This window comes from Streptomyces sp. NPDC030995 (assembly GCF_055571215.1).
On the sequence record NZ_JBVIFS010000004.1, the window covers coordinates 361,054 to 372,776 of the forward strand.

5 protein-coding genes, 2 tRNA genes and 1 pseudogene are annotated in these 11,723 nt (G+C 70.5%); 7 read left to right on the top strand and 1 reads right to left on the bottom strand.

The window, feature by feature from the left end:
• The 5 genes and pseudogenes from ACZ45T_RS10160 to ACZ45T_RS10180 all read left to right on the top strand — a co-directional run.
• Window positions 1-312, top strand: a pseudogene (locus tag ACZ45T_RS10160) (DEAD/DEAH box helicase); the annotation flags it as partial.
• 168 nt (window positions 313-480) lie between these two features.
• Window positions 481-2,814 carry a hypothetical protein gene (locus ACZ45T_RS10165; RefSeq protein ID WP_468439353.1) on the top strand — a complete coding sequence of 778 codons (2,334 nt, stop codon included), beginning with the start codon at window positions 481-483 and terminating at the stop codon, window positions 2,812-2,814.
• An 81-nt stretch (window positions 2,815-2,895) separates the two neighbouring features.
• Window positions 2,896-2,968: transfer RNA gene (locus tag ACZ45T_RS10170), tRNA-Lys, on the top strand.
• 156 nt (window positions 2,969-3,124) lie between these two features.
• Complete coding sequence (locus tag ACZ45T_RS10175) at window positions 3,125-3,511, top strand: Pepco domain-containing protein (protein ID WP_468439355.1); 387 nt, start codon at window positions 3,125-3,127, stop codon at window positions 3,509-3,511.
• A 23-nt stretch (window positions 3,512-3,534) separates the two neighbouring features.
• On the top strand, window positions 3,535-8,322 hold the full coding sequence (locus ACZ45T_RS10180) for a wHTH domain-containing protein (RefSeq protein ID WP_468439357.1): 4,788 nt from the start codon (window positions 3,535-3,537) through the stop codon (window positions 8,320-8,322).
• A gap of 77 nt (window positions 8,323-8,399) precedes the next feature.
• On the opposite strand, the gene ACZ45T_RS10185 is transcribed toward ACZ45T_RS10180, so the two are convergent.
• Window positions 8,400-9,656 (bottom strand): LPXTG cell wall anchor domain-containing protein, encoded by a 1,257-nt coding sequence (locus ACZ45T_RS10185; RefSeq protein WP_468439359.1) that lies wholly within the window; start codon window positions 9,654-9,656, stop codon window positions 8,400-8,402.
• Window positions 9,657-9,991: 335 nt separating this feature from the next.
• Between ACZ45T_RS10185 and ACZ45T_RS10190 the strand changes: the two genes are divergently transcribed.
• Window positions 9,992-10,065, top strand: a tRNA-Met gene (locus ACZ45T_RS10190).
• 195 nt (window positions 10,066-10,260) lie between these two features.
• Window positions 10,261-11,436 (top strand): PP2C family protein-serine/threonine phosphatase, encoded by a 1,176-nt coding sequence (locus ACZ45T_RS10195; protein WP_468439413.1) that lies wholly within the window; start codon window positions 10,261-10,263, stop codon window positions 11,434-11,436.
• The last annotated feature ends 287 nt before the right edge of the window (window positions 11,437-11,723 follow it).

Here is an 11,723-nt window from a genome sequence, read left to right on the forward strand (position 1 = left end):
CGTGACGACCGTGGTGGCGACCGTGGTGGCTTCCGCCGCGACGACCGTCCGTCCGGTGGCTTCAACCGTGACGACCGTCCGTCGGGCGGCTTCCGCTCCGGTGGCGACCGTCCCTCCGGTGGCTTCCGCCGCGACGACCGTCCGTCCGGTGGCTTCAACCGTGACGACCGTCCGTCCGGTGGCTTCCGCTCCGGCGGCGCCGGCGACCGCCCGTACGGCCGCCGCGACGACAACCGCCCGTCGGGCTCCGGTTCCACCGGCTCCTTCGGCGGCCGCCGCGACGACAAGCCGCGCTGGAAGCGCAACGGCTGATCCCAGCCGACTGAGCTGAACCCCTGACAGGGCCCCCACGACCGCTTGAACCCAAGTCGGTCGTGGGGGCCCTGTCGCGTGTTGCTACGATCCCCGGACCTTTGCGGTGGGGGCATGGCGACGCGGAACCGCGGCCACCCCTGCGCACTTCCTGGGGGTGGGACTTCTTTGAGACGGTCACGCGTGCTGGGCGCCGCCGCGCTCGCCTTGGCCATCGGACTCGGCGGCCTGACCGCCGTACCGGCCACGGCCGGGCCGACGGCCACCGGAGACCTGACGATCGCACCGCCGCCGCACCAGGACCCGGCCCACCAGTACGTCTCCGGCGCCGGCACCGGTCTGGCGATGTGGCGGGACAAGAGCTATCTCTGGCGCAGCCTGCAGGACGGCAGCGAAGCCTCGTACACGGGCTGCCAGGTCGTGTACGGCACGGACGTCTGGTCCGCGGCTTCCGGCGACACCGTCGCCTGCGAGAAGGCCGGTAGCGGCGGGGCGGCGGGGCCGATGGTCCTGCACGACTTCGCCTCGGGCAAGGGCGAAACGCTGGCCGCCCCCGCGGGCCGGGCCTGGACGAAGGCCTTCTCGCCGTCCCAGGTGCTCGCCACCGAGGTGGACCAGGTCGGCTGGGTCACGCTGCACCTGATCGGCCGGGAGAACGAGCCGCGCAAGGACGTGGTCGTCACCTCGCCGGACCGGTTCGGGATGTACGCCTTCCGCGTGCAGGCCTTCGATCAGAAGGGCGCACTGGTCTCGTACTTGAACGGCAAGGGCGGCGAAACCGTCGCACTGGTCGACTTCGCCACGGCGACCCTGCGTCCCGTGCCGCTGCCGGACGGTGTCACGGAGACGACCCACACCAAGTTCGGGCTCGGCTCGCAGTGGATCGCGATGGAGAACTCGGCCAAGGTGACGCTGCGTTCGCGCGCCGACGGCAAGGCGACCCGCACGGTCGACCTGTTCCCGGCGTCGGTCGAGTCCGTCCAGCCCGTGGGGGACTGGCTGCTCGCCCGGGTCCCGCAGGGCCTGGTCGCCGCACCGGTCGCGGGCGGAGCGACGCGCACCCTGCTGCCGCGCACCGGGACCGACCCGATCACGCCCGGAGCCGACGGGTCCGCCTACATCGCCGGCGGCACCGACTCCAGCCACTGGGGAATCCACCGCATCGCGGCGGGCCCCGACGGCGCCCCCGTGGTGAAGAAGGTCATGGACCTTCCGCCGAACCCGGCGAACCGCGTGGGGCTCACCTTCGCCCAGGGCCAGCTCGCGGTGAGCCAGGAGGACCCGCAGAAGAGCATCCAGGGATACACGGCCTCGGTGTCCGGCACCCCGTCGGTGTCCCAGACCCCCACCTGGAAGTGCGACGCGACCGTCAACCTGCAGCTGTGCGGGTTGCAGGACGCCGCTGCCGCCCGGAGCGTCGCGACTGGCGACGGCCGGTTCGTCTCGGTGTCGGCCGTGGACACGGGTGACCCCATGTGCCTCGGCTGCGGGATCGCGCTGAATGTGATCGACGCGGGCGCCGGCGGCTCGATCCGCCAGGTGCCGCTGCCCTACAAGACGCGGCTGCAGCCCGTCCAGGTGGAGCAGGCCTCGGGCCGCTACGTGCTCTTCGCGGCGACCGAGAACTCCGCCCTGCGCTACTTCGTGGCCGACATCGACGCCGGACGGATCCTGGACGCCAAGGCCGTGGCGCAGTCCGTGCTGTGGGGCTCCACCCTGTGGGCTCCCGAGGGCGACAAGGGGGGCGTGGCCGGGACCGATCTGCGGACCGGCCAGGTCACGCAGCGGGTCGACCTCGGTTCCGGCTGCCGTCCCTTCGAGCTCAAGGTCAACGGCGACTGGTTCTACTCCACCTGCTCCTACTACGGGGACGACCCGGCCGCCTACCACGCGCCCACCAAGAAGCGGATCCCGCTGCCCTTCACCCCCCAGCCCTTCATGGTGCGGCTCGGCGACGGCTACCTCGTGCACCAGGCGGGCGTCGGCCTGGAGATCACCAACCTGCGCTCCGGCGCGCCGGTCCGCGAGCCCGACATCGCCGCGTACGTCGGCTCGTTCGGCACCGACTGGACCATCGACCGGTTCGGCGGCCGCCTGGCCTACACGGACGCGAGCGAGACCGTGCACCTGGTCGGGTTCGCCGGCAAGGCCTCCCCGCTCGCGGTGATCGACCAGGACTTCGCCGCCGCCGTGGACTTCAGGCAGGCGAAGACCTGGCAGGCCCGCTGGTGGCTGTCCAAGCCCGTCTCCTCCTGGAAGTTGATGGTGCGCAACAAGACGTCCGGCATCACCACGGTCGTGCGCACCGGCGGCGAGGCGCGCGGCGTGATCGCCCCCTCGTGGGACGGCAAGTCCCCGACGGGCTCGTACCTCTTCACCGGCGACTACGAGTGGACGCTCACCGCCAGGCCCGCCGACGGCCAGGGCGCCGAGATCAGGACCACCGGTTCCGTCACGGTCACCGGTGTCCCGTCCGCCGCCAGGCCCCCGGTTCGCCGGTGAACTGACCGCGACAGGCCGGTCGGTCGATACCCGATCGGCTCACCGGCGCTGTCCGGCTATGCTCTGGGGTGAGCACACGGAGGGCCATTAGCTCAATTGGCAGAGCAGCGGACTTTTAATCCGTTGGTTGTCGGTTCGAGTCCGACATGGCCTACGGCTCGTTGGGCGCCCCGTCCGGTTTCGGCCAGACGGGGCGCCCCGTCGTTTCCGTGGGCCCTCAGCAGGCGAACTTCCGCTTTCCCCGCCGCCTGTCCGTGGTCCGCCCTAAGCTGGGCCGAACCACCTCGTCACAGGTCCACTGGGGGGATCCGTGTTCCAGAGCAGCCAGGCAGACGTCACCACGACGGCCACCACGAGCGACGCGCCGGAAGAGAAGACCCTCTCGTTCCTGGTGTCGATCGACGACACCGAGAGCACGCCCCGCTCCGGCGGCGGTGAGATGGGCATCTTCCGCCGCAATGCCGAGGAGGGCTCGTCGGTCCGGGACATCCCGGTCGCGGTCCTGCGCGCGAACCTCCAGCGGGCGGTGGACGGGCTCCAGCACATGATCGGCGAGATCGCCGTGCCGGAGGGCGGGATGCCGCTGCGTCAGGCGCAGGTGTCCTTCGAGGTGACGGCCAGTGGGGGAATCGCGCTGGTGGGGACCTCGGCACAGGTAGCGGCGAAGGGTGCCATCACCCTGACCTTCGGCTCCTAGCTCCCAGCCGACCCGGTCGAGCCATGAGCGAACCGTTCCGGGCCCTGCTCATCGGGGTGCCCTACTACAAAGACCCGGCCATCGACGACCTCCCGTTCATCGAGAGCGATCTGTCCGAGCTGGCCAGCGCGCTGCTCGCGACCGGGTACGAGGTCGTCGTCCACGATGTGCGGGAGACCGATCGCGACAGCATCGACCTGGCGGTCGAGAGCTTCTTCCAGGACGCCGCTCCGGGCCAGACGCTGCTGCTCTATCTGAGCGGCCACGGAATCCACCACGACGGCACCGACTACCTGGTGCCCGGCGGCGCCCAGACGCGGACCCACGACTTCCCCGGAAAGTGCCTGTCCCTCAAGCTGTCCGGCTACGTCGAACGCAGCCTCGCCGGCAATGTCGTCGTCTTCGTCGACGCCTGCCGCGAGGGCCTGACCCTGAAGGAGATGGGCGGGGTCAACGCCGCACCGTGGTCGAGGATGCGCGTGCAGGCCGTCGGCGAGCGGTACTACTGCCACGTCTACGCCTGCTCGCCCGGTGAGCGCGCCCGCTACGCCACGGCAGGGAACAGCACCTTCAGCCTCTTCTCCCGTGCGCTCAGCACCGTGGTGGCGGACGAGGCGGGCCCGAGCACGCTCAGCGAGCTCAAGGAGCAGTTGCAGAGCGCGGTGGACGCGCTGACCGCGGAGCACGAGGTCCAGCGGCAGCAGGTGCGGCTCAGTACCGAGACCGACATCGACGGCTTCGTCGTGCTCCAGCGTCCGGAGCGCAGCACCGCCGAGACCTCCGGTGACCACGCGTGGACCGTGCTGGCACGGGAGCACCCCGTATGGAAGCAGGTGGAGCACGGCCCCGGGATCGAGGCCTTGCACGATGCGGCTCTCGCGCTCGTCGGCCGGCTCGCGCTCTGCTCGGAGAGGGACGAGCGGTTACTGAAGGCGGACCCCTGGCGCCCCGTCGGCTTCGCCGAGCGGATGACCGACCGCGTCAGCTGGCTGCTGTCGAAGGTGATCAACCCCGAGAAGCTGGCGCTGTCCCCGGCCGAGGCGGCCCTGCTGGTCATCACCCCCTTCCTCTACACCACTTACTGGAACCACGCCGCCTCCAGGGCGCTGGTGCTGGAACCGGAGAATCTCGCCCGGGTGGTGGATCCCTGCCCGGAGCGGGCGAGCTACGAGCAGTTCTTCAAGGGCCAGTCCAGGCTCGTACGCCGCGCCGCGAGCGCGGCCGAACTCGGCGATGCCCCCGGAGCCTCGGGGATCGCGTGGTGGCTGTTCCGCCGCTGGCTCGTCCGGCAGCCGCGCGACCACCGCGACAGCACCCTGATGGATCTGATCACCTCCGAGGCCGGCCCCGCCGGAGGGACGGTCCTGCCCACGGCCCAGTGCCGCCTGGTCTCCGAAGTCCTGCAGTCGGAGCGACTGCTGACCCTGCTGCGCGCCCTGCACACCTCGCCCGACCCCGGCATGGACCGGCCGGTTCAGCAACTGGCCGGCTCCACGGCGCTGGAGCAGCACATCCGGGAACAGCTGCTGGTCGCCCTGCTGACCGTCGCGCACCGGCTGGCGATCGATCCCGCCATGCTGCCGGACGTCGTGGTGGAACACCTCGGCATCAGTTACGCCGTGGACCTCGCCGACATGCACACGACCCTGGAGACGGCCCGGTGGGACGCACGCGGCCGTACCCGGGTGCTGAACGCCGCGTGCCGACACCCCGCCGTGGGGCTGGCGCTGCGCCAGGGCGCCGCTTCCCTCGACTCCCTGCTGGGCGCCATCGACGTCCACTCGGGTACCGCACCGCAGCTGGCTCCGCTGCAGGACCTCCCGGCGCACGCCACCGCCGACCTGGTGCACGCCGCGGCCAATTCGGCCGGGGAGCCGGTCTACGAGTCCACCGATCTGCGGTTCCGGCTCGCGGACGACCGCATCCAGGAACTGCTGATGGGCGAGCAGCTCTACGGCGATCCGGCGCTGGCCATCCGCGAGCTGTACCAGAACGCGCTGGACGCCTGCCGCTACCGCGACGCGCGGACCCAGTTCCTCCGGCTCCGGCAGGTGGCCTATCCGCTCGGCTGGGAGGGCCGGATCGCTTTCACCCAGGGTGTGGAGGGTGGCCGCGCGTACATCGAGTGCACGGACAACGGCATCGGCATGGGCGACCGCGAACTGCGCGAGGTCTTCTCCCACGCGGGCATGCGTTTCGCCGACCTTCCCGAGTACCTGGAGGAAGAGGCCGCCTGGAAGGCCGAAGGGATCCATCTGTACCCCAACAGCCGTTTCGGCATCGGGGTGCTCAGCTATTTCATGATCGCGGACGACATCACGGTGACCACCTGCCGGCTGGACCGGGACGGACATCCGGGAAAGCGGCTGCGGGTGGACATCGCGGGTCCCGGTGCCTTGTTCTACATCCGCGACCTCGGCCGTGGCCACGATGCCGGGACCACTGTGCGGCTGTACCTCCGATCACCCGACGACGCTCCGACGTGCACGGATCTCCTGCGACGTCTCCTGTGGATCTCCGACTACTCCGTCACCGCGACGGATGGGGTCAGCCCGCCGCTGAGGTGGACACCGGGCGAGCTGTCCGATGTGGCTCCGCTGGGATCCCAGGACGCCCACTCCGAGGGAGCGGTCCGCAAGAAGGACGTCCGTGTCGACGCCACGTCGACGTCGGAGGTCTGGTGGTGCAGCACCCAAGGCGGCGTGCTGGCCGACGGAGTGTGGGCGGGCATCCCGCTGTTCGGCGCCGTCGTCAACCTCACCGGCCGGCACACCCCGCAGCTGACCGTCGACCGCAGACAGTCCCTCAACCACGACGAGGCCCACGTCTCCCGTCTGCTGTACCGGGAGGTACCGGCGCTGCTCAGGGAGGATGGGCGGGTACTGCGCCACGACTGGGCGTCCGAGCTGCTGGACCACGACCCGGCCTTGGCGGATGAGGTGGTCGGGCAGGCCATCGACGTGCGGTACAGCCCGTGGTTCGTCAGCGGGCACGAAGTGGATGTGACCGCGGTGGGGTGCTTCCCCCACGACGCCCGTTTCATTGAGGGCTCTCTCCGTCCGCTTCCCTCCCTTGGTTCTCTTCCCGAGCACATCACCGACTGGCGTCTGCTGGCCTGGGCCAAGGCAGGGATGTTCCCCGGGGTATCGCCCCTGGCTCCCACCTCTATCCCTGTGGCCCGCCCCACGGACGCTGTGCTGCTGAACCGCTTCGCCAGAAGGCGCGCCGCCGCAATGCATATCACTGGCGATGCGTCAGAGGCGCTGGAGAAGGAGTATGCGTCGCAGCAACCCTGGCTTCTGCCCGAAGAGATCGTGGACATGGGTCACGTTTTGAAGGTTGCCGAGCATACGGGCCGTAGTCCGGCGGAGGTGGCCGAGCGCCTGGTCGAACTCGGCTACCACCTCCCGCAGACCTTCGTGCTTCCCGATACCGCGGACCTTGAGGACGCCCATCTCCTCAGCCGCGACCTCGACGGCATTGGGCCCTGGCTGGGAGCCGGTGAGTTCGTGGAGCTCGGCCATGTCCTAGGGGCTGCCCGCGTCACGGGGCGTAGTCCGGCGGAGGTGGCTGCACGTCTGGTGGAGCTCGGTCATCACCTTCCCGAGGGCGTTGTGCTTCCTGACACCGTGCAACCCTGGGACGTCCGGATCCTCAGCCGCGGCCATGACGGAAAGGGGATCTGGCTGGCAGCCGGTGAGCGGGTAGAACTGGGCCGCGTGCTGCGGGTATCGGTCGTGATCGACCGTAGTCCGATGGAGGTGGCTGCACGTCTGGCGGAGCTGGGTCATCACCTCGCCGAGGGCGTTGTGCTCCCCGACACAGTGCAGCCCGATGACACCCGCATCCTCAGCCGCAACCTCAACAGGGAGGGGCCGTGGCTGGGAGCCGGTGTGTTCGTGGAGCTCGGCCATGTCCTGGGGGCTGCCCGCGTCACGGGGCGTAGTCCGGCGGAGGTGGCTGCACGTCTGGTGGACCTCGGCCATCAGCTCCCCGAGAGCATCGCGCTCGTGGATCCGGCCGAGCGCGAGGACGCCCTGCTCGTGAGCCGCGGGTTCGACAGAGAGGGGCCGTGGCTGGGGACGGGTGAGTTCGTGGAGCTCGGCCATGTCCTGGGGGCTGCCCGCGCCACGGGGCGTAGTCCGGCGGAGGTGGCTGCACGTCTGGTGGACCTCGGCCATCACCTCGCCGAGGGCGTTGTGCTCCCCGACACAGCACAGCCCGACGACACCTTCCTCCTCAGCCGCTCCCTCGACGGCAACGGGCAATGGTTGAGCGTCGGTGAATCTGTGGCAGTCGGCCATGTCCTGGGAGCTGCCCGCGCCACGAGGTGCACTCCGGCGGAGGTGGCTGCACGTCTGGCGGAGCTCGGTCATCACCTTCCCGAGGGCGTTGTGCTCCCTGACGCTGCGCACCTCGACGACATCCTCATCCTCAGTTGCGACCTCGACCGGGACGCGCCCTGGCTGGGGGCCGAGGACCCCCTCGAACTCGGCCATCTCCTCGCCGCGGGCGATCTCACCGGGCGCAGTCCGGCCGATATCGCCGCACGCCTTGCCGAGTTCGGTCTCCACGTTCCTGGGAACACCCCTCTGCCCGATGTCCCCGATCGTGACGACCAGAATCTCCTCAGCCTTGACCAGAACGGCTCGGCACCCTGGCTGGAGGCCGACAAGCCCGTGTCACTCGGCCACATCCTGGCTGCGGCCGCCGAAACCAAGAAGGGCCCGGCCGACGTCGCCGCACGTCTCGCCGAGCTCGGCTACACCCTCCCCGACGCGGTGGTCTTCGAGCCGACTTCCACCGGCTGAGGACGGCCCGCCCGTACGACGCGGAAGCGCCCCACCCGATCGGTCCGGGTGGGGCGCTCCTGCGTACGGGGTGTGGATCAGGCGGAGAAGCCGCGGCGGCGGCGACGGCCGAGCCAGGCGGCGGCCGCGCCGAGGGTGACCAGGGCGGCGGCGAGGCCGGCGTACAGGCCGGTGGAGGAGTCGGCGCCGGTGCTGGCGAGGGTGCCGTTGGCCGAACCCGTGGTGGTGGTCAGGTTGGTGTTGCCCGCGGCGACGGCCTGCTGCACCGACGGGGTGGCGGAGGGCGTGGCGGAGGGGGTCGTGGAGGGAGTGGTGGTGGACGGGGTCGGGGTGGGGCCCTTGTCGTCCGTGATAGGGGCGAGTACGAACTGGACGGAGCCGTGCTTGAACGGGTAGCTGTTGCCCTTGGCGAGGGCGACGTTCGACTCCATCGTGATCGTGGTCCTCTTCTTGAGCCGGGTGTCGAGGCCCAGGCTGACGCGCAGCTCCACGGTGCGGGTGCCAGACGCGGCGCCGAAGCCCTTGGGGATCTCGGGCAGCGAGTACTGGCTGTCCTTGGCCTTCAGGTCCTGCCAGCGGCCGTCGATCAGGGCCTGCAGCCGGAAGTCGGCCTCCTCCTGGCCCGGGTGGGACAGGGCCAGGGTGGTCGCGAGAGCGCCGTCGAAGGAGCCCTCGCCCGTGGCCTGGTAGTTCAGGTTCAGGTAGGCGCGCCGCTCCTTGCCGCCGATCTCGGCGTTGCCCTCCGTGAACCAGGTCTTCAGCTCGCCCGGCTTGATCTGCGGGTCGACCTGGAACAGGTGGGAGTCCGCGCCGCCGGGGGCGACCGAGTTGTTGAAGCTGGTGGCGGTGAACTTGAAGTCACCGTCGTTGGTGGGGTAGTTCGCGCCGAGCCCGACGGTGACCTTCCAGGTCATCTTGCCGTTCGCCGGGATGTCGAAGCCCTTCTGCCCGTCCGACGCGTTCGCCGGGTAGAAGAGGCCCTGCCACTCGCCGTCCTGCTGGCCCACCGAGTACTTCGTCGCCGGCGCGTCCACCGCGTCGACCTTGAAGACGATGGCGTTCTCCTCGAGCGGGCTCGGGCCGCTCGGGTCCACGAGCATCCACGGGTTGTACGTGACGGCCTTGTCCGAGGGGTTCTTCACGGTCAGGTCGAAGGTCTCGGTGGCTCCGCCGCGGGTCAGAGAACCATTGGGGACGGGGGTGCCCATCTCCGTACGCAGCACGCTGTGGCCATCGGTGGCGGGCGCGGCGGCCGCGGTGGTGGCCGACAGCGGAAGCAGAGTGGTGACGACGCCGGCGACGACTGCGATGGCGGCTGCGGTGCGAACGGACATGGTGGACTCCCCCCAGGAATCACAAGGGCATCGGCAGAGCGCCGAGGCGGAAGGTGTGGTTGGTGTCGTCCGGCCGGTTCGTGTTCCCCCTGGCCTTGGCGACAGGTGAATCATCGCGCGGGTCCGATCCCCGAACGATCCCTGGAGTGTCACCGGCGCGCAACAGAGATGATCTTGGATCGCGGGGTTCCGTTTAGGGTCGGCCAGGAGCCCGCCAAGAGCCCGCCGAAAACCCAGTTTTAAGGCTCTGACCTGCGGTGATGTCGTTCCGCGGGGAGGTCCGTCGTTAATTGGCGGAGTGCTCCCCCCGGATGGCGTAGAGTTGTGTTTACCGACGCGGGGTGGAGCAGCTCGGTAGCTCGCTGGGCTCATAACCCAGAGGTCGTAGGTTCAAATCCTGCCCCCGCTACTCAGTACGAAGGCCCGGTTCCCTTTGGGGAGCCGGGCCTTCGTCGTGTTCCCGGTCCGTTCTCACGCGCCGTCACCCGTACGGCCCGTGCCGGGTCGCCGTACGGCCGTCCCTGCCGCCAGCCTTGAGGGGCGAGGCGGCGGTGGGCCCCCACCCCTGCGAGGGACCGGGCGGCAGGAGAGCAGCGTGGCGGGGCTGGGCCGGCAGGGCAGCGGTGAGCACGTGGGCGGCGTCGGGAACGGCGTGGCCCGGCAGGTGGTCCGGGTGCTCCCGGGTGCGCTGATCGCCCTCGGGCTGGTCTTCGACGTGCTGACCCCGCCCAGCTTCACCGGATCCCCCTTCTTCTCCGCGGCGCCGCTGGTCGCCGCCCCCCTGTTCACCCTGCGGGCCACGGCCCTGACCGGCGCCCTCGCGGTGCTCGCGGTGTTCCTGCTGCACATCTACAACGGCACCAGCTGGAAGGTCGAGGCGCTGACCGAGCTGGTCACCGTCCTGACCGTGTCCGGGCTGGCGCTCCTGATCAACCGGGTGGTGCGGCGCAGCGTCGAGCAGCTCGCCTCCGCGCGCGGGATCGCCGAGGCCGCGCAGCGGGCGGTGCTGCCGACGCCCGCCGAGCGCGTCGGGGGGCTGCACGTCTCCGCCCGGTACGAGGCCGCGCAGGCGGACGCCTTCATCGGCGGGGACCTGTACGCGGTCCAGGAGACCCCGTACGGCGTGCGGCTGGCGGTGGGCGACGTACGGGGCAAGGGGCTGGGCGCGGTGGAGGCGGTGGCGGTGGTCCTCGGGGCGTTCCGGGAGGCGGCGGAGACCGAGCCCACGCTGGAGGCGGTGGCGCAGCGGCTGGAGCGGGCCCTGGCCCGGGAGGGCATGCGGCGCGACAGCCTGGACGCGGTGGAGGGGTTCACGACGTGCGTGCTCGGGGAGATCCCGCCGGGTGCGGGGGTGCTGCGGCTGCTCAACCGGGGCCACCCCGAGCCGCTGCTGCTGCACGCGGACGGGGAGCTGGCGGTCCTGGCCCCGGCGGAGCCGGCGCTGCCGCTCGGTATGGGCGAGCTGGGCGGCTGGCCGGACCGGGCGGAGGAGTGGTCCTTCCCGGAGGGGACCACCCTCCTGCTGTACACGGACGGGCTGACCGAGGCCCGGGACCGGGCGGGGGACTTCTACGATCCGGCGGCCCGGCTGCGCGGACGGGTCTTCCCCGGGCCGCAGGCGCTGCTCAGCGCGCTCAGCAGCGATGTCCGCCGGCACACGGGCGGCGGGGCGACGGACGACATGGCGCTGCTCGCGGTGGGCCGGCCGGGGCGGGGGCAGCCGGAGCGGCGGCGGACCGTGCCGGTGGTGCGCCGGGCGACCACACGTGACGTTCCGTAGCGAAAGAGGCGCTCTCCGCAAGGAGATTGATGGATCGTCATTTTGCGTGTGTGGCTGAAGAGATGAGGGAGTGGCTTGATTTTTGCCCGAATTGATCCCTCTTTGCTGGGAAAAGCCGTGGCCAGAGCCGGTCGGTGAGTGGCCGATTGGTGTGAACGATCAATCGCAACAGCTTGGAATCACTCCCCTGCGTCTATTACCTTTCGATAACGCAGCGCGGTCGTCCAAGCCGTCGCAAGAGACGGCACCGTGCGCGCGCGCGTCACAGCGCGTCGATGAGGAGTGTG